17 protein-coding genes are annotated in these 17,858 nt (G+C 55.7%); 7 read left to right on the top strand and 10 right to left on the bottom strand.

Annotated features, from left to right (window positions below; translation table 11 throughout):
- The first annotated feature begins 90 nt into the window (after positions 1–90).
- The 4 genes from CKK19_RS05710 to CKK19_RS05725 all read left to right on the top strand — a co-directional run bounded on the left by CKK19_RS05710 (position 91) and on the right by CKK19_RS05725 (position 2,888).
- Positions 91–708 carry a glutathione S-transferase family protein gene (locus CKK19_RS05710; protein ID WP_022648224.1) on the top strand — a complete coding sequence of 206 codons (618 nt, stop codon included), beginning with the start codon at positions 91–93 and terminating at the stop codon, positions 706–708.
- Positions 709–745: 37 nt separating this feature from the next.
- A complete protein-coding gene (gene pptA / locus CKK19_RS05715; protein WP_022648223.1) occupies positions 746–976 on the top strand; it encodes a tautomerase PptA in 231 nt (76 codons plus the stop codon).
- A 184-nt stretch (positions 977–1,160) separates the two neighbouring features.
- Positions 1,161–2,162, top strand: coding sequence for a Kdo(2)-lipid IV(A) acyltransferase (locus CKK19_RS05720; protein WP_022648222.1), 1,002 nt, complete (start codon positions 1,161–1,163; stop codon positions 2,160–2,162).
- Between the two features lie 90 nt (positions 2,163–2,252).
- On the top strand, positions 2,253–2,888 hold the full coding sequence (locus CKK19_RS05725; RefSeq protein ID WP_063853500.1) for a helix-turn-helix domain-containing protein: 636 nt from the start codon (positions 2,253–2,255) through the stop codon (positions 2,886–2,888).
- Between the two features lie 140 nt (positions 2,889–3,028).
- Here CKK19_RS05725 and CKK19_RS05730 read toward each other — a convergent pair whose 3' ends face one another.
- Positions 3,029–3,505, bottom strand: a complete 477-nt coding sequence (locus CKK19_RS05730) for a GNAT family N-acetyltransferase (protein WP_022648220.1) — start codon at positions 3,503–3,505, stop codon at positions 3,029–3,031.
- An 85-nt stretch (positions 3,506–3,590) separates the two neighbouring features.
- On the opposite strand from CKK19_RS05730, the gene CKK19_RS05735 reads away from it, so the two are divergent.
- The gene (locus CKK19_RS05735; RefSeq protein WP_063853469.1) at positions 3,591–4,526 is read left to right on the top strand and encodes a LysR family transcriptional regulator; all 936 of its coding nucleotides are present in this window, start codon (positions 3,591–3,593) and stop codon (positions 4,524–4,526) included.
- Here the strand turns inward: CKK19_RS05735 and CKK19_RS05740 are convergent.
- Positions 4,521–4,823, bottom strand: coding sequence for an ArsR/SmtB family transcription factor (locus tag CKK19_RS05740; RefSeq protein WP_022648218.1), 303 nt, complete (start codon positions 4,821–4,823; stop codon positions 4,521–4,523). The genes CKK19_RS05735 and CKK19_RS05740 overlap by 6 nt on opposite strands.
- A gap of 161 nt (positions 4,824–4,984) precedes the next feature.
- Here CKK19_RS05740 and fusA point away from each other — a divergent pair, with 161 nt between their 5' ends.
- The gene (gene fusA, locus CKK19_RS05745) at positions 4,985–7,087 is read left to right on the top strand and encodes an elongation factor G (protein WP_225455052.1); all 2,103 of its coding nucleotides are present in this window, start codon (positions 4,985–4,987) and stop codon (positions 7,085–7,087) included.
- Between the two features lie 67 nt (positions 7,088–7,154).
- Here fusA and CKK19_RS05750 read toward each other — a convergent pair whose 3' ends face one another.
- From CKK19_RS05750 to CKK19_RS05760, 3 genes are all read right to left on the bottom strand, one after another.
- Positions 7,155–7,580, bottom strand: coding sequence for a DUF3828 domain-containing protein (locus CKK19_RS05750; RefSeq protein ID WP_063853471.1), 426 nt, complete (start codon positions 7,578–7,580; stop codon positions 7,155–7,157).
- Positions 7,580–7,942, bottom strand: coding sequence for a CHAP domain-containing protein (locus CKK19_RS05755; RefSeq protein WP_074174386.1), 363 nt, complete (start codon positions 7,940–7,942; stop codon positions 7,580–7,582). Before CKK19_RS05755 ends, CKK19_RS05750 begins: the two co-directional genes overlap by 1 nt.
- Before the next feature lie 125 nt (positions 7,943–8,067).
- Positions 8,068–8,640 carry a flavin reductase family protein gene (locus CKK19_RS05760; protein ID WP_045622528.1) on the bottom strand — a complete coding sequence of 191 codons (573 nt, stop codon included), beginning with the start codon at positions 8,638–8,640 and terminating at the stop codon, positions 8,068–8,070.
- Between the two features lie 105 nt (positions 8,641–8,745).
- Here CKK19_RS05760 and nhoA point away from each other — a divergent pair, with 105 nt between their 5' ends.
- A complete protein-coding gene (gene nhoA, locus CKK19_RS05765) occupies positions 8,746–9,591 on the top strand; it encodes an N-hydroxyarylamine O-acetyltransferase (protein WP_063137777.1) in 846 nt (281 codons plus the stop codon).
- 76 nt (positions 9,592–9,667) lie between these two features.
- Here nhoA and narI read toward each other — a convergent pair whose 3' ends face one another.
- The 5 genes from narI to CKK19_RS05790 form a co-directional block, all read right to left on the bottom strand.
- On the bottom strand, positions 9,668–10,348 hold the full coding sequence (gene narI / locus CKK19_RS05770) for a respiratory nitrate reductase subunit gamma (RefSeq protein WP_022648214.1): 681 nt from the start codon (positions 10,346–10,348) through the stop codon (positions 9,668–9,670).
- The gene (gene narW / locus CKK19_RS05775; protein ID WP_022648213.1) at positions 10,345–11,040 is read right to left on the bottom strand and encodes a nitrate reductase molybdenum cofactor assembly chaperone; all 696 of its coding nucleotides are present in this window, start codon (positions 11,038–11,040) and stop codon (positions 10,345–10,347) included. Before narW ends, narI begins: the two co-directional genes overlap by 4 nt.
- Positions 11,040–12,584 (bottom strand): nitrate reductase subunit beta, encoded by a 1,545-nt coding sequence (gene narH, locus CKK19_RS05780; RefSeq protein WP_225455053.1) that lies wholly within the window; start codon positions 12,582–12,584, stop codon positions 11,040–11,042. Before narH ends, narW begins: the two co-directional genes overlap by 1 nt.
- Positions 12,581–16,321, bottom strand: coding sequence for a nitrate reductase subunit alpha (locus CKK19_RS05785; RefSeq protein ID WP_225455054.1), 3,741 nt, complete (start codon positions 16,319–16,321; stop codon positions 12,581–12,583). Before CKK19_RS05785 ends, narH begins: the two co-directional genes overlap by 4 nt.
- A gap of 67 nt (positions 16,322–16,388) precedes the next feature.
- Positions 16,389–17,774 (bottom strand): NarK family nitrate/nitrite MFS transporter, encoded by a 1,386-nt coding sequence (locus CKK19_RS05790; RefSeq protein ID WP_063853501.1) that lies wholly within the window; start codon positions 17,772–17,774, stop codon positions 16,389–16,391.
- Positions 17,775–17,858 lie beyond the last annotated feature (84 nt).

Genomic DNA, 17,858 nt, shown 5'->3' on the forward strand with positions numbered 1-17,858 from the left:
CGTGACTGGGGTGAGTGAATGCAGCCAACACACCTGCAACTTGAAGTATGACGGGTATACACTTAGGGTTTTCATCCCTGAGGAGGCAACATGATCAAACTCTATGGCGTACCCGGCTGGGGATCGGCAATCAGTGAGGTGATGCTGACTCTGGCAGACATCCCGTATCAGTTCGTCAACGTGGATGGGTTTGACCAGCCCGGCCCGCAGCGCGAACTGCTGTTGAAACTGAACCCGCTGTGCCAGGTGCCGACGCTGGAGCTGGAAAATGGGGCGATCGTGACGGAAACCGCGGCGATCGCCCTGATGGTGCTCGACAGACGACCCGACCTCGCGCCGCCCGTTGGGCAGGCCGAGCGCCAGCAGTTTCAGCGCCTGCTCATCTGGTTTGTGGCGAACGTCTATCCCACCTTTACGTATGCAGATTACCCGGAACGCTGGGTGCCTGATGCCCCGGAACAGCTGAAGAAAAACTGTATTGAGTACCGGAAATCCCTCTATCTATGGTTTGACAGCCAGCTCAGCGCCTCGCCTTATGCCTTTGGCCAACAGCTAACGCTGCTTGACGTCTATATTGCCGTCGTGCGTACCTGGGGGCCAGGTCATGAGTGGTTTACCACCAACGCACCTAATATCACCGCCATCGCGGATGCCGTCTGCGCGTTGCCAGAACTGCACAAGGTGCTAAAAGCTAACGACATAATCTGATAACGTGGAACGCTAACCTATAAAAGGAGCCCTGCCCATGCCTCACGTTGATATCAAATGTTTTCCACGCGATCTGACTGACGAACAAAAAACGGCCCTGGCGGCGGATATCGCCGAAACGATAGTCCGTCATCTGAACAGCAAAGATCGCTCAATCTCCGTGGCGCTTCACGAAGTCCAGGAAGCTGACTGGAAGGCGCAGGTCTGGGATACCGAGATTGGACCTAAACTGGATGAACTGATTAAGAAGCCCGGCTATTCGATGTAACTCGCCTGCCGGGTGGTGCAGTATCACCCGGCGATCCCCGCCTTTCATTCCTTTCGCAAAAATCGATAATAAACAGCACAACGTTTCCGCTACAATTCACTCCTCCGAACAATATTCGTTAAATCAGCAGGTAAGCACTACAACTGCGCCAGATTAAGTACAGATAGAAAAGGATAATTTTTTCATGACAAAATTACCTCGGTTTTCACTCGCCTTTATTCATCCTCGTTACTGGTTCAGTTGGGCAGGCATCGCCGCACTCTGGTGTACGGTCCAGCTCCCATATTCGCTTCTGTTAAAAGCAGGGCACGGACTCGGGCGTCTGGCTATGCGCATGCTTCCACGCCGCGTGGAAATCGCCAGACGAAATCTTGAGCTTTGCTTTCCGGAGATGAAAGAGGGTGAGCGCGAGCGTTTGCTTGAGCGTAATTTTGAATCGGTTGGAATGGGCGTCATCGAAACGGGCATCGCGTGGTTCTGGCCTGACTGGCGCGTGCGCAAACACTTCAGCGTGACCGGCTACGAACATATGGAACAGGCACGGGCGCAAGGAAGGGGCGTGGTGCTCATTGGCATGCATTTTCTCACGCTGGAATTAGGCGCACGCATCTTTGGCATGCTCAACGCGGGTATTGGCGTCTATCGTCCCAACAACAATGCGTTGCTCGACTGGCTACAGACGCGCGGTCGTCTGCGTTCCAATAAAACCATGCTCGACCGCTACGATTTGAAGGGCATGATCCGCGCGCTTAAGCAAAACGAGATCCTTTGGTATGCCCCGGATCACGACTATGGAAAAACGAATAGCGTGTTTGTGCCGTTTTTTGCCGTCCCGGACGCCGCGACAACTGCCGGGAGCTATATGCTGGTGAAAAGTGCCAGACCGGCCGTGATCCCGTTTGTACCACGCAGAAAAGCAGACGGCACAGGGTATGAGCTGATTATCCTGGACGATATTAGCGATACCTTGCAGGGAGGCGATAAAGTGGCCGTGGCTACGCAGATGAACAGGGCGATTGAGCGTGCGGTGATGATGGCACCCGAGCAATATATGTGGCTGCATCGTCGCTTCAAAACGCGTCCTGAAGGGCAACCGGACCGGTATGCGCGAAAAAAACAGGTCCAGTCCTCAGTCAGAACTTTCTCTGCCAGCGATATGTCGGATCGGTCGAGTATCCAGCAGTAGCACAGGGGGCGGATGCCGTTGCGCTCCGCCCTTTATAAAATCTGCGCCGCTGGATAGAATTACCGCATCCACCTTGTCGGGATGCAAAATATGACCGGAAGAGTCGACTATCACCTTGAAAAATATCTCCTCACCGAAGTCGTCGAGCCAGAACGTCTGACCCGCCAGTGGGCAGAAGTGATGCGCGAGTGTCGCGAGCAAAAATCCGGTGCGGAAGAGCGTTTGCGTCTCGCGCTGCTGAATGTGGATTATGTGACCAGCTTTGAGCTTCCCTTCCGGTTACTCCTCACCCGCGCCCCGCAGTTGATTGATGGGATCAGAAATGAGTTCCAGCTCAGTCAAAAAAATGTCCTGTTCAACGGCAAGCGGTTTGGCTGCGTTTACAGCCTTAAACAGGACCTGGAAGGCGTTCCTGACGAATTTACCTATCACCTGAAAACGCGGATCCAGCGAAGCGACAGCACTGGCGGAAGTGAAGTACCTTACCGGCAAATTGCACAGCAGGTGAAAGCGCCCAGGGAACGACTCAAACTGGCACTCGAAAATGGACTATCTGTAACGGCGCTCGACAGGCTTTTCTGGTTTGGCATTCAGCGCATCGCGGCCGATGTGCAGAGGCTAAGAAAAACGGGCACGAGGATTGTGACGTCAGAGACTGAGGTATTTGATACGCTAACGATGACAACCCGGCGGATCCCTGTCTACAGCCTGACGCAGCCGGAATGAGCCTCGGTCGCTGAATCGTCGAGCGTCTCAGAGAAAACAAAAAAAGACGGTAAGCTCTTTCTCAGATATATCGTGCTTCAGCAACGCTTTCATTGACATTATGCCCCTTAGAAAGAGGGGCATTTCACGCGATGGCATTGCTACTCAGCAAATGCCCGCAATGCCTCGCCATCAAGACGATAGCGTACCCATTCGGACTGCGGTACCGCGCCGATGCTCAGATAAAAATCAATTGCAGACTGGTTCCAGTCAAGCACGCTCCATTCCAGCCGGCCGCAGTGACGTTCCACTGCGCATTGCGCGATATTTTTAAGCAGTGCTTTTCCCGCACCCTTGCTGCGGTATTCCGGGGAGACATACAAATCTTCCATATAGATGCCGTTGCGACCAAGCCAGGTGGAATAGCTGGTGAAAAAAACGGCATACCCCACAGCATGGCCTGCATATTCGGCAACCAGCGCTTCGGTTTTACTGTCTGCACCAAACAGCGTTTTACGGATTTCGTCCGGCGTGGTGACCACTTCTTCTGGCGCTTTTTCATAGACTGCGAGTTCGTAAATCATATCGTATATTGCCGCTGCATCTTCAGGTCGCGCCTGACGAATCGTAATGCTCATTCCTTTCCCTTTATCTTTGTTTGTAGTTGATGGGGATAAGCATAAAGGCTAATGTCAGAAGAATTAAGTGCAATGAAATCAATAAATGATGAATATTATGCATCCAGCCTTAAGGCGCCTTGATTTAAACCTTCTGCCGGTTTTTGACGCGATTTATCGCCACAGTTCCGTTCGACTTGCGGCAGATGAGCTGGCGATGAGCACCTCGGCGCTCAGCCATACCCTGTCACGGCTGCGTGTTTCGCTCAACGACCCGCTGTTCTACCGGGAAGGACATCGAATGTGTCCCAGCGTCTATGCCACCCAGCTTGCGCCAGTTATTGCATCGGCCCTGAAATATCTCGACCAGGAGCTGTCGCCGCAGCCGGAATTTGATTCTGCTATTAGTACAGCGTGTTTGCAGATCGCGATAACGGACTTTACCGCGTTCTGCATATTCCCTGCGCTCATGAATACGCTTCAACATGCGGCGCCTGGCTTGCGTCTGGAATTACGATATTTGCCGCACAGCCCGGCGTTGACGGAATTACTGGCAGGAGAGGTGGATCTGGCCCTGGGATTCAGCACCATTGAGGATCGCCGGTACCCGGAGCTGGAAGAGATCAGCTGGTTCGAAGATGAATATGTGGTGATTAGCAATGCGAGCCGGAGCGCGCTCACGCTGGAGGATTATCTCGCCGCCCGGCATCTTGTGGTTACGCCGTGGAATGAGAAGCAGGGGGTGCTGGATTTGCAGCTGGAACGCATGGGTTATACCCGACACATTGCGATCAAAACCCCGTCTATGCTCAGCGCCCCGTTTGTTATTGCAGAAAGCGATCTGCTGATGGCGTTACCTCGATTCGCCGCTGAAAAGCTGCTGCCAGCTACCCGTATTAAAATTTTTGATTTACCGTTCCACATCAGTCCGTTTGAAGTAAAAATTTATTCGCACAAGCGCAGCGGGAAACGAGGCGTCACGAACTGGCTCAAAGCTACGCTGCGCGCGCTGGCCGAAGGGCAACAGTCAGAGCGCTTATGATTTCGACTGTAACAGGATCGCCATCAGCCCCGGAAAGCGGGCGTCCAGATCTTCTCTTCTCAGTGAAATCATATTCTCGCGCCCCTGCGGGCGCTGCCAGATCACGCCGCTGTCGCGCAGTACACGCCAGTGGTGAGTCATGGTTGATTTCACCACCTCGTCCGGGCGCAGCGCGTTGCAGCTCAGCTCACTGCCGTCGGCCAGCCGTCGAATAATCGCCAGCCGCAGCGGATTGCCGAGGGCGAACAGCACATTTTCCAGCAGTATTTGTTCAGGTTCCGGGTGGTTTGGGATCATCGTTTTCCTGCGTCTCGCGTGAGATTGAGCTATATCAACAATAGGTCAACCGTTAAAAAATAGTTCGATAATACTCGTACAATAGGACTATTATAACAAACGAACAAACACGCGACTATCCTGGTCGTCACAAACCCGTCATGAAGACGTAAGGAAATATCATGCCCCGACCCATTCCACTCGAACGTTATCGCAACATCGGTATCTCCGCGCATATCGATGCGGGCAAAACAACCACCACTGAGCGCATCCTGTTTTACACCGGGATGAGCCACAAGCTGGGTGAAGTACACGATGGCGCGGCAACCACCGACTGGATGGCGCAGGAGCAGGAGCGCGGGATCACCATTACGTCGGCGGCGGTGAGCTGTTTTTGGCCCGGCATGGACAGAGGCTTTGAACCGCACCGCATCAATATTATCGACACCCCCGGGCATGTGGATTTCACCATTGAGGTGGAACGTTCCATGCGTGTGCTCGACGGCGCGGTGATGGTTTATGACTCCGTCGGCGGCGTGCAGCCGCAGTCGGAAACCGTCTGGCGTCAGGCGAATAAATATCACGTCCCGCGTCTGGCATTCGTCAACAAAATGGACCGCCCGGGTGCGGATTTCTTCCGCGTAGTGCGGATGATGCAGGAGCGGCTGAAAGCTAATCCGGTCCCGATTGTGATCCCCGTGGGCGCAGAGGAACACTTCACCGGCGTGGTTGATCTCAACAAGATGCGCACCATTCTTTGGGATGATGCGACCCAGGGCATGGCGTTCACCTACGCGCCGGTGCCCGACGATCTGCTGAGCACCGCGCAGACGTGGCGAGAAAAAATGGTCTCGTCTGCGGCAGAAGCCAGCGATGAGCTTATGGATAAGTACCTTGAGACGGGCGAACTGGATGAGGCGGAAATCATCAAAGGGTTACGGATCCGGACGATCTCCGGTGAAATACAGCCCATGCTGTGCGGCAGCGCTTTCAAGAACAAGGGTGTGCAGCGCATGCTCGACGCGGTGATTGAATTGATGCCGTCTCCACTGGACGTGCCCGCTATTGATGGGGTAGACGAAGATGGACAGCACGCCGAGCGCCACCCAAGCGATGATGAACCATTCTCTGCGCTGGCCTTCAAGCTGATGAGCGATCCGTACGTCGGACAGTTGACCTTTATTCGTGTCTATTCCGGCATACTGCGCAAAGGCGACGCGGTATATAACCCGGTAAAGGGCAAAAAAGAGCGAATCGGGCGCATCGTGCTGATGCATGCCAACGACCGCCATGAGGTGGACGAGTTGCGCACAGGGGATATCGCAGCCTGTGTCGGGCTGAAAGACGTCACCACCGGTGACACGCTGACCGACCCGAATGCGGTGATCACCCTTGAACGGATGGAGTTCCCGGACCCGGTTATTTCGCTGGCGATTGAGCCGAAAACCAAGGCCGATCAGGAGAAAATGGGGATCGCCCTACAGCGCCTGGCGGCGGAGGATCCGTCTTTCCGCCTGCACACGGACGAAGAGTCCGGTCAGACCATTATCTCCGGGATGGGCGAACTGCATCTCGAAATCATCGTTGACCGCATGAAGCGTGAGTTTGGCGTTGAGGCAAACATTGGTCGTCCGCAGGTCACCTACCGTGAAACCCTGCGTAAAGCGGTGAAGGATATTGAAGGTAAATTTGTCCGACAGTCCGGCGGGAAAGGGCAGTACGGTCATGTGGTCCTGAGTCTGGAGCCGATAGCAGCCGGAAGTGGTTTTGTGTTTGAAGATGCCACCAAAGGCGGGGTAGTGCCGCGGGAGTACATCCCGTCGGTGGAAAAAGGCTTGCGAGAAGCCATGAATACGGGTGTGCTGGCGGGCTATCCGGTTGTCGATGTGAAAGCGACCCTGACGTTTGGTTCCTACCATGACGTTGACTCCTCGGAGATGGCCTTCCGCATGGCGGCGATCCTCGGCTTCAAAGAGGGCGCGCGGCGGGCGGATCCGGTTATTCTTGAGCCGGTGATGCACGTTGAGGTGGAAACGCCGGAAGAGTATGCCGGGAACATTATGGGCGATCTCTCCTCCCGCCGCGGCATGGTGCAGGGGATGGCAGAGCAGTACGGCAGCCAGATTATTCGCGCTGACGTCCCGCTGGCTGAAATGTTTGGCTACGCCACCACGCTGCGCTCGATGTCCCAGGGGCGCGCGACGTATACGATGGAGTTCCATCATTTTGCGGAAGCTCCGCGGAATGTGGCGGATGAGATTATTGCGAAGCGCGTGAAGAGTTAATTAATTGCACATGGTAGTCATTTGGCTACCATGTGCCTTTATTATTACGACAGGGAGTTTATGCCTGTTACTTAATTAGCGTCGCCGATCGCACTTTCCATTTTCCTTGCTCTTCAACGAGACAATCTGCAATAACATGATCTTGCTTCTTACCAAATGCGACATAGACGTTTGTGCAAACGGCGTCAAAATCAGAATGTAAGACGGTTATCTGATTCCAGTCATCATCCCAGTCCTGCGCTTTGATAAACATATCCGCATCGGGCATATCTTTGTCGTTACTGTCGCCAGAGTACATTTCTTTAATTGCTGCAATGGTCCCTGAGGCTACGTACTCGTTCATAATGTCTGGATTGAGTACGGGCGGTTTGTTCTGATCTAACTGCGCTATATACCATTGATTGAATTTAAGCGCCGCCTGACCCGGTGCATAAATGTTTTCTGCGGCCGCGAGCGGAGGCAGGGCGAAAAGTAAAAAGTAGAGTGGTTTCATTAACCATGCCTGAACAGTTCGTAATGAGGTTGTATGTTGCGGTAAGCCTGCCCAGGATACATGGTGCGTTGCACAAAATCGCTGATCCACTGTTGACCATCGTATATACAAACGTGACCGCTATCATGACCAACTATATTTTGGATAACTGCGACGTCACCAGCATGGGGTTGATCATATACCAGGTGAAAGCCTGCATTGACTAATGTGCGCCCCATATCTTTTGCCAGACGCGTGTTGGGGATTTTTAATCGACCACCCGCTCTGATCGCTTCTGTTACGTAACGAGCACAATAGCCCGTGCTGCTGGGCTGCGCGTGTGATTTCGCATATGATATTGCGCCATCTTTGTTCCATGACATGGATATTTCCTTTACGAAAGATTGTTTATGCAACAGCTTCTGAAATATCCTCCGTTTAACATCGTTATGATAAACATAAAATGCCATAGAAATTTTATATAATTCAGATGGGTATAATTAAAAAATCAATCCAGCGCCTTCACCATCTTCCCACTCGTCACAAACGTCCCGGCCCCCAGATGATGCAGCGTATTCAGCTTATCCCCGTCAAACTGCCAGCGTCCGGAGACAAATGCGCGTTCATCTGCCGCGGCGGAAACCACTTCGCCAAACAGGGTGTCATATTTCTCGGCCGCAGAAGTGACAGGTAATAACCGACACTCCATCCACGCCAGACATTTCTCTTCTATAACCGGCAGACCAAGCTCAGGGCCATGAATAACCGGGATCCCGTAGCAGTTAAATTTATCCTCGTCGCGCCCGCTGACGCTGCCGACCGCCCAGGTCCAGTTGGCTGCCGCCACGCCGGGGATCACAATGCCGAATTTCCCGCTGCGTTCGATCAACTCCCGTGACCACGCGCTTTTGTCTACCACAATCGCGATACGCGGGGGTTCAAATTCCACCGGCATAGACCATGCGGCGGCCATGACGTTGCGACGATCGATGGTCTCATCCCGGCTGGTGATGAGCACGGTTGGACCGTGATTCAGAAGACGGCTGGCATGACGTAATTCAACAGGACGAAAGTGGCTCATAGGATCTCCTCATGTACACGATGAGTATGCCGAAAAAGCACTTTTGCGCATATGCATTAGGGAAAATAGTTTATAAACAGGGGATATCACATCATGGAGCAAATCATGTCCCCATTTCTGAGTGCTTATTTTGCCCGCACGGGCTGGCAGCAGCCCGTACAGGTTAATATCGATACCCTGCGGGGGCTCCATTTACACCATAACTGCGCGATCCCTTTTGAAAATATTGACGTCGTTTTGCCGCGGGAAATTCATCTGGACGACGGGTGTCTGGTGGATAAACTGGTCACCGCGCGTCGGGGGGGATATTGCTTCGAGCAAAATGGCCTGTTTGAACGGGTGTTGCGCGAAGTTGGGTTTACGGTACGCAGCGTGCTGGGGCGGGTTGTGCTGGCGAATCCGTCGCAGATGCCGCCGCGCACGCACCGGTTGCTGCTGGTTGAGCTGAACGGCGAGCGCTGGATCGCTGATGTAGGATTTGGCGGACAAACGCTGACGGCGCCGATTCGTTTGATCGCTAACGAGGAGCAGGAAACCCCGCACGGGAGTTATCGTTTGCTGAGCGAGGGTAACGACTGGGTACTGCAATTCCGCCATCACGAGCACTGGCAGTCGATGTACCAATTTGACCTGGGGACGCAGTACTTCAACGATTACGTGATGGGTAACTTCTGGTCGGCGCACTGGCCTCAGTCCCATTTTCGTCATCACCTGCTGATGTGTCGCCACCTGCCGGACGGGGGCAAGCTGACGCTGACCAACTTTAATTTTACCCACTGGCAGAACGGTCATGTGGAGGAGCAGATCCATTTGCCGGATGCGGAGGCGCTATATAAGCTCATGCAGGAGCGGTTTGGCCTGGGCGTTGATGACCCGAAGCACGGCTTTACACTGGCAGAGCTGACGGCAGTAATGGCAGGGTTTGATACGCATCCGCAGGCAGGGAAATAGCCCGGTGGCGACTACGCCTTACCGGGCCTACGGGAGTATACGTAGGTCGGGTAAGGCGTAGCCGCCACCCGACAAATCAACGGCGCGATCTTACCACCTGATACCGACGCGTGAAGTACTCAAACGGCGCGCTCCACACGTGCACCAGGCGGGTGAACGGGAAGATGAGGAAGATCGTCATCCCCAGCACCAGATGCACGCGGAAGATCGGCGCGACGCCGCTCAGCATTTCCGACGAGCCGCCCTTAAACGTGACGATCCCCTGCGCCCAGCCAACCAGCTTCATCATCTCGCTTCCGTCAGGGTACTGAGCGGAGAAAGGAATGGTCGACAGCCCAAGGATGCACTGAAGCAGCAGGATACTCATGATGATAATATCCGGCGTGGTGGACGTGGCGCGCACCCGCTGGTTGAACAGGCGTCGGATCAAAAGCATCGACCCACCGATCAGCGTCAGCACCCCGCAAATACCTCCCGCAATCATGGCTAACTGCTGTTTAACCGCGACGGGTAAAAACCAGGCGTACATCCAGTGCGGGGTTAACATGCCGAACAGGTGCCCGAAGAAGATCCCCAGAATCCCAATATGAAACAGGTTCGAAGCCCAGTTCATCCCGCGCTTGCTGAGCATCTGGCTTGATGACGCCCGCCAGGTGTACTGCCCATAGTCGTAGCGCAACCAACTGCCGAGGAAGAAGACGGTGGCGCAGATGTACGGATAAATGTCATAGAAAAACACGTTCAGGTAATGAGTCATTTTGGGCCTCCGGCGCTGACGTCCACGTACTGCGGCGCGACGTCCTGGCTAAAGCGTCGTTGATATTGCTGCATCGGCGAACTGTCGCACGATGTGGCGTTGTCTTCGATAAACTTGACCTGTTCCTCTTCCCACACGGCGTCCAGCGCCTGACGGGTATCATCACGTTTTTCACCGGATACCTGTTTCGCCACGCTGTCGCTGGAAAGCCGTGTTTCCGCCAGCGACAGCAGGGCGTCAAACAGCTGGTAATGCGCTACCTCGCGCTGTTTCAGGCGGCCTCCAATCAGCGCCAGTATAGGCGCGACGTTTTGCAGCCCTTCACGCGCCTCGTCGTCGCTGACGATACTGAGATATTCCAGATAGAGCGGCAGATAGTCCGGCAGCTCGCGGCAATCCAGCTCCAGCCCGGCTTTCTCATACTGGCTCATCAGGTCGACCATCGCCTGACCGCGATCGCGGGACTCGGCGTGAACGTGCTCGAACAGCAGTAGTGAAGTCGCGCGCCCCCGCTCGAAAACTTCACACCATTCGGCCTGCTTATCCAGCAGCGGGGCGCTCAGGTGCTGCTGCGCAAACGGCAGTAGCATGGGCGCATCCTGTTCCACCAGGGAAAGCGCTTCTTCACGGTTATCCCAAAGCAGCTCATCGGGATACTCAATCAGTAGCGCGATGATTTTAAGGATCTGCATTATTCTCCCTCCCCGTGATCGCGCACCTCGGTAATGTTGATCGCGTCGATGCGGCTGCTGTTGAAGAGGTTGAATTTGGTGTCGGAGCCGTGACAGCCGTCACCGAAGGTGAAGCCGCAGCCGTTTTTCTCCGGGAAGGCGTCGCGCGCCATTTCGCGGTGGCTGGTCGGGATCACGAAGCGGTCTTCGTAGTTAGCGATGGCCAGATAGCGGTACATCTCCTCAACCTGCGCTTCGGTCAGGCCCACTTCCTCAATGGCGCGGGTATCGGTCACGCCTTCCACGGTCTGGGAGCGTTTGTAGTGACGCATCGCCATCATGCGCTTCAGAGCGCGCAGCACCGGGCCGGTATCGCCCGCGCTGAGCATATTTGCCAGGTATTGCATCGGGATGCGCAGGCTTTCGACCGCAGGCAGTACACCGTCGCTCTGCGGCAGACCACCCGCGTCCGCGTAGGACTGAATCGGTGACAGCGGCGGCACATACCAGACCATCGGCAGGGTGCGGTATTCCGGATGCAGCGGCAGGGCGAGCTTCCAGTCCATCGCCATTTTGTAAACCGGGGAACGCTGCGCTGCGTCGATGACGTTCTGCGGGATGCCCTGCTTCAGGGCTTCTTCAATCACCGCCGGATCGTTCGGGTTAAGGAACACGTCGCACTGGCGCTCATACAGATCGGTTTCATGCTCGGTGCTGGCCGCCTCTTCAATACGGTCCGCGTCATACAACAGCACGCCAAGGTAGCGGATGCGTCCAACGCAGGTTTCTGAGCAGACGGTCGGCTGGCCGGACTCGATGCGCGGATAGCAGAAGATGCACTTCTCTGACTTGCCGCTTTTCCAGTTGAAGTAGATTTTCTTGTACGGACAGCCGCTAATACACAGACGCCAGCCGCGGCATTTGTCCTGGTCGATCAGCACAATGCCGTCCTCTTCGCGTTTGTAAATCGCACCGCTCGGGCAGGTGGCGACGCAGCTCGGGTTGAGGCAATGCTCGCACAGGCGCGGCAGGTACATCATGAAGGTGTTTTCGAACTGGCCGTACATCTCTTTCTGGATCTTCTGAAAGTTTCGATCGCGGGCGCGTTTTTCGAACTCGCCGCCCAGCAGCTCCTCCCAGTTTGGTCCCCAGACGATCTTATCCATCCGCTTACCGTCAATCAGCGAGCGGGGGCGGGCGGTAGGGAGGTGATCCCCCTCCGGGGCGCGGTGCAGATCCTGGTAATCGAAGGTGAAAGGTTCATAGTAATCGTCAATCTGCGGCAACACGGGGTTGGCGAAAATTTTCGACAGGACGCCCATTTTTCCGCCGAGGCGCGGGGTCAGCTTGCCGTGAATACTGCGGATCCATCCGCCTTGCCACTCATCCTGATCTTCCCAGTTTTTCGGATAGCCGATACCCGGTTTGGTTTCGACGTTATTAAACCACGCATACTCCATCCCTTCGCGCCCGGTCCAGACGTTCTTACAGGTGACCGAGCAGGTGTGGCAGCCAATGCATTTATCGAGATTCAGTACCATGCCAACCTGTGAGCGTATTTTCATTTTTTCGCCTCCTGAACCTGATCCCGACCTTCGCCGTCCAGCCAGTTAATGTTTTTCATTTTGCGGATCATAATGAACTCGTCGCGATTCGAGCCGACGGTGCCGTAATAGTTAAAGCTGTACGCCAGCTGCGCGTAGCCGCCAATCATGTGGGTCGGTTTCGGACAGACGCGGGTGACCGAGTTGTGGATCCCGCCGCGCCGTCCGGTCACTTCTGACCCCGGAATGTTCAGAATGCGCTCCTGAGCGTGGTACATCATGGTCATGCCCGGCGGCACGCGCTGGCTAACCACCGCGCGGGCGGTGAGGGCGCCGTTGGCGTTGAAGGCTTCGATCCAGTCGTTGTCCTCAATCCCCAGCTCGCGCGCGTCGGTTTCGCTGATCCAGACGATTGGCCCCCCGCGTGACAGGGTCTGCATCAGCAGGTTTTCGCTGTAGGTGGAGTGAATGCCCCATTTCTGGTGCGGCGTCAGGAAGTTAAGCGCTTTTTCCGGGAAGCCGTTCGGCGGGATCTCGCGCATGTGGGTGACGCTGCGGGTATCAATCGGTGGACGATAGGCCACCAGACTTTCACCGAAGGCGCGCATCCAGGTGTGATCCTGATACAGCTGCTGGCGGCCGGAAATCGTGCGCCACGGGATCAGCTCGTGAACGTTGGTATAGCCTGCGTTATACGACACGTGCTCGCTCTCAAGGCCGGACCACGTTGGGCTGGAGATAATTTTGCGCGGCTGCGCCTGAATATCGCGGAAGCGAATTTTCTCGTCTTCTTTGTTCAGCGCCAGATGGGTGTGATCGCGCCCGGTCAGTTCGCCGAGGGCCTCCCAGGCTTTGACCGCGACCTGACCGTTGGTTTCCGGCGCAAGAGCGAGGATCACCTCTGAAGCATCAATGGCGGTTTCAATGCGCGGTCGGCCTTTGGCCGGGCCGTAGAGCTTGACGTAATTGAGCTTGCCGAGGAAATCGACTTCGTTTTGCGTGTTCCACGATATGCCTTTTCCGCCGTTGCCGAGTTTGTCCAGCAGCGGACCGAGAGAAGTGAAGCGCTCGTAGGTTTCCGGATAGTTGCGCTCGACGACCGCAATGTTTGGCGCGGTTTTACCGGGGATGAGATCGCACTCGCCTTTGCGCCAGTCCAGAATATCAAAAGGCTGCGACAGTTCCCCCGGGGAGTCATGCTGTAGCGGCTGTAGCACCACGTCAGTTTCGGTGCCGAGATGCCCGACGCACACTTCAGAGAAGACTTTGGCGATGCCTTTGTAGATCTCCCAGTCACTGCGGGACTCCCACGCGGGGTCAACGGCGGCAGAGAGCGGGTGAATAAACGGATGCATGTCCGAGGTATTCATATCGTCTTTTTCATACCATGTGGCGGTCGGCAGGACGATATCGGAGAACAGGCAGGTGCTGGACATACGGAAATCGAGCGTCACCAGCAGATCCAGCTTGCCCTCAATGGCGGCGGTTTGCCATTCCACCTCTTCAGGTTTGACATCATCCGTTGAGCCTAAATCCTCGCCCTGGATCCCGCTCTCGGTGCCAAGCAGGTATTTGAGCATGTACTCATGGCCTTTTCCGGACGAGCCAAGCAGGTTAGAACGCCAGACAAACAGGTTGCGCGGGTGGTTCTTGCCGTTGTCCGGCTGTTCGCAGGCGAAGCGAATATCGCCCGATTTTAACGCCTGCACGGTGTAATCCTGCGGCGACATCCCGGCGGCGTCGGCACGGGCCTTAACGTGCAGCGGGTTGAGGTTGAGCTGCGGCGCGGAAGGGAGCCAGCCCATGCGCTCGGCGCGGACGTTGAAATCAATCAGATGTCCGGTGAATTTCGACGCGTCTGCAAGAGGAGAAAGCAGCTCCTGTGCGGTGAGCTTCTCATAGCGCCACTGGCTGGCGTGGTTGTAGAAGTAAGAGGTGCTGTTCATCTGGCGCGGCGGACGGTTCCAGTCCAGTGCGAAGGCCAGCGGCAGCCAGCCGGTTTGCGGGCGCAGTTTCTCCTGGCCGACATAGTGCGACCAGCCGCCGCCGCTTTGCCCGACGCAGCCGCAGAAGACCAGCATGTTGATCATCCCGCGGTAGTTCATGTCCATGTGGTACCAGTGGTTCACACCGGCTCCGAGGATGATCATCGAACGACCATGGGTTTTGTGCGCCGTGTCGGCAAATTCACGGGCGATTTTTTCTATCAGGTAAGCGGGTACGCCGGTAATTTGTTCGCCCCAGGCCGGGGTGTAGGCTTTGATCTCGGCGTAGTTTGCCGCCGCGTTACTGTCTTCCAGACCGCGATCGAGGCCGTAGTTTGCGAGCACCAGATCGTACACGCTGACCACGCGTCTCTGGCTGCCGTCGGCCAGCGTCAGGGTTTTACTCGGTACGCGGCGCGTCAGCACCGGCTCCTGCTTCACGCTGCGGAAATGCGGGTTCTCGTTGCCCCCGAAGTAAGGGAAGGCCACGTCTGCCACACTGTCGTGGGTGATGAGCAGGGAAAGCGTCAGCTCGGTCTCCTGTCCCGCGGCCAGCGACTCCAGGTTCCATTTGCCTTTTTCGCCCCAGCGGAAACCGATAGAGCCGTTCGGCGCCACCAGATTTCCGGCGACGTCAAAGGCGATGGTTTTCCACTCCGGATTATTGGTTTCACCCAGCCCGTCGGCCAGATCCGACGCGCGCAGCATGCGGCCCGGCACCACGCGACCGTCAGCCTGTTCATCCAGCAGGACCAGCATCGGCATGTCGGTGTAGCGGCGGCAATAGTTGAGGAAGTAATCGCTCGGGTTATCAAGGTGGAACTCTTTGAGGATCACATGCCCCATCGCCATGGCAAGGGCACTGTCGGTACCCTGTTTGGGGGCCAGCCACTGGTCGCTGAGCTTCGCCACCTCCGAGAAGTCCGGCGTAATGGCGACGGTCTTGGTGCCTTTGTAACGCACTTCGGTAAAGAAGTGGGCGTCCGGGGTACGCGTCTGTGGCACGTTCGAGCCCCAGGCAATGATATAGCTGGAGTTGTACCAGTCCGCCGATTCCGGCACGTCGGTCTGCTCGCCCCAGGTCATCGGCGATGCCGGAGGCAGATCGCAGTACCAGTCATAGAAACTCAGGCACGTGCCGCCGAGCAGGGAGAGATAGCGCGTACCGGCGGCATAAGAGACCATCGACATGGCCGGGATGGGGGAAAAACCGGCTACCCGATCCGGGCCGTAGTTTTTGATGGTCCAGACGTTGGCGGCAGCAATCAGCTGGTTAAGCTCTTTCCAGTTTGAGCGGATAAACCCGCCTTTACCGCGCGCCTTTCTGTAGCTTTGCGCTTTCTGTGGATCGTTCTGAATGGCATCCCAGGCCAGCACCGGATCGGTATGCTGCGCCAGCGCCTCGCGCCAGAGCTCGATCAGCCTGCGGCGTACCAGCGGGTACTTGAGACGGTTGGCGCTGTAGAGATACCAGGAGTAGCTTGCGCCACGCGGGCAGCCGCGCGGTTCGTGGTTAGGCAGGTCAGGGCGGGTACGCGGGTAGTCGGTCTGCTGGGTTTCCCATGTCACCAGGCCATTTTTGACATAAATCTTCCAGCTACAGGAGCCGGTGCAGTTAACGCCGTGGGTGGATCGCACAATCTTGTCGAACTGCCAGCGCTGACGGTAACTGTCCTCCCAGTCGCGGTTGGTGTGGTACACCTGGCCGTGCCCATCGGCGAAACTGTCGCCTTTTGTTTTGAAGTAACGGAAGCGGTCCAACAGTTTGCTCATGACATTTCTCCTGCTTCGATAACATGGCCGGAGGGTGAGGCATCACGCTCCGGCGAAGAGGTAGTTATTATTTTTGTGAGGATTTGCGGCCGTACACCAGCCAGGTGACGAGCACGCAGACGATGTAAAACACGAGGAAGACTTTCATGGCGCCCACCGGGGAACCGGTCATCGCCAGGGAGGTGCCAAAGGCTTTGGGAATAAAGAACCCGCCCACCGCACCGATGGCAGAGATAAAGCCCAGCGCCGCAGCCGTTTCGGTCACCGCTTCATGCTGTGCCTGTTCATCGCTCCCGCCCTGTTTTTTCACGCGGTCGAGGGTGATTTGGCGAAAGATAATCGCGATCATCTGGAAGGTCGAGCCGCTACCCAGGCCTGCGGTCAGAAACAGGCCCATAAAGACCAGATAGAAGGCGATAAAGCTGCCTGAACCAGACCCGGGGAGCGTCAGGAAAATCAGGGCGCTAAAGATGGCCATAAAGACGAAGTTGATCAGCGTCACCCTTACGCCGCCCAGTCTGTCCGAAATCATTCCGCCAGCCGAACGCGCCAGGGCGCCGATCAGTGGGCCAAAGAAGGCGAGGTGGAGGATATTAACGTCCGGAAACTGGGTTTTCGACAGCATGGCAAAGCCTGCCGAGAAACCGATAAACGAGCCGAAGGTTGCCAGATAAAGCAGGCTCAGCAGCCAGAGATGAAAGCGCTTAAGCACCGGAAGCTGGCTGGCAATGGACGCTTTCGAGCTGGCGATGTCATTCATGCCTAAAAACGCCGCAATGGTGGCCAGAATCAGCAGCGGCGCCCAGATCCACGCCGCGTTCGCCAGCCACATCGTCGATCCATCCTCCTGCGGTACGCCGTGCACGCCGAGGAAGGTAAACATCGGCAGGAAAATCACCAGCGGCGCAACCAGCTGCATCACACTCACGCCCAGGTTACCCAGCCCGCCGTTAATGCCCAGTGCGCTGCCCTGTCTGGCTTTCGGGAAGAAGAAGCTGATGTTTCCCATACTGGAAGCGAAGTTGGCACCGGCAAAACCGCAAAGCAGCGCGATGATGATGAAGATCCAATAGGGCGTGGCGGTATTCTGAATGGCGATCCCAAGCCAGACACAGGGTGCGACCAGGATAACGGTGCTTAACACGGTCCAGTAACGCCCGCCAAATATCGGCACCATAAAAGAGTAGGGGACACGCAATATCGCGCCGGAGAGAGAAGGTAATGCCGTTAGCATAAAAAGCTGATCGGTGCTGAAATTAAATCCGACCTTATTAAGATTTACCGCAATAGCGCTCAACAACATCCAGACACAAAATGCGAGCAACAAACACGCCACGGAAATCCACAGGTTTCTTCGTGCGATATGTTTCCCTTTATTCTCCCAAAATTGCGCGTTTTCCGGTTTCCAGTTACTCAACAGATGCTGATTACTCTTCTCGCTTTGATGTGACATATCACCCTCTTGCTTACCGAAGTGGAGAGAAAAAAGAAGGAAAAACAGAAAGATACCTGTCAGTGGTTTATGAAATTTATAGGA

The organism is Enterobacter sp. CCUG 70166, assembly GCF_020224095.1.
Taxonomy (GTDB): Bacteria; Pseudomonadota; Gammaproteobacteria; order Enterobacterales; family Enterobacteriaceae; genus Enterobacter; species Enterobacter intestinihominis.

Coding starts and splice junctions, on each gene's coding strand:
- narI (WP_022648214.1), bottom strand. CDS start 10,348: ATGACTCATTACCTGAACGTGTTTTTCTATGACATTTATCCGTACATC.
- CKK19_RS05730 (WP_022648220.1), bottom strand. CDS start 3,505: ATGAGCATTACGATTCGTCAGGCGCGACCTGAAGATGCAGCGGCAATA.
- CKK19_RS05785 (WP_225455054.1), bottom strand. CDS start 16,321: ATGAGCAAACTGTTGGACCGCTTCCGTTACTTCAAAACAAAAGGCGAC.
- CKK19_RS05790 (WP_063853501.1), bottom strand. CDS start 17,774: ATGTCACATCAAAGCGAGAAGAGTAATCAGCATCTGTTGAGTAACTGG.
- narH (WP_225455053.1), bottom strand. CDS start 12,584: ATGAAAATACGCTCACAGGTTGGCATGGTACTGAATCTCGATAAATGC.
- nhoA (WP_063137777.1), top strand. CDS start 8,746: ATGTCCCCATTTCTGAGTGCTTATTTTGCCCGCACGGGCTGGCAGCAG.
- CKK19_RS05725 (WP_063853500.1), top strand. CDS start 2,253: ATGACCGGAAGAGTCGACTATCACCTTGAAAAATATCTCCTCACCGAA.
- narW (WP_022648213.1), bottom strand. CDS start 11,040: ATGCAGATCCTTAAAATCATCGCGCTACTGATTGAGTATCCCGATGAG.
- fusA (WP_225455052.1), top strand. CDS start 4,985: ATGCCCCGACCCATTCCACTCGAACGTTATCGCAACATCGGTATCTCC.
- pptA (WP_022648223.1), top strand. CDS start 746: ATGCCTCACGTTGATATCAAATGTTTTCCACGCGATCTGACTGACGAA.
- CKK19_RS05735 (WP_063853469.1), top strand. CDS start 3,591: ATGATGAATATTATGCATCCAGCCTTAAGGCGCCTTGATTTAAACCTT.
- CKK19_RS05720 (WP_022648222.1), top strand. CDS start 1,161: ATGACAAAATTACCTCGGTTTTCACTCGCCTTTATTCATCCTCGTTAC.
- CKK19_RS05755 (WP_074174386.1), bottom strand. CDS start 7,942: ATGTCATGGAACAAAGATGGCGCAATATCATATGCGAAATCACACGCG.
- CKK19_RS05760 (WP_045622528.1), bottom strand. CDS start 8,640: ATGAGCCACTTTCGTCCTGTTGAATTACGTCATGCCAGCCGTCTTCTG.
- CKK19_RS05710 (WP_022648224.1), top strand. CDS start 91: ATGATCAAACTCTATGGCGTACCCGGCTGGGGATCGGCAATCAGTGAG.
- CKK19_RS05740 (WP_022648218.1), bottom strand. CDS start 4,823: ATGATCCCAAACCACCCGGAACCTGAACAAATACTGCTGGAAAATGTG.
- CKK19_RS05750 (WP_063853471.1), bottom strand. CDS start 7,580: ATGAAACCACTCTACTTTTTACTTTTCGCCCTGCCTCCGCTCGCGGCC.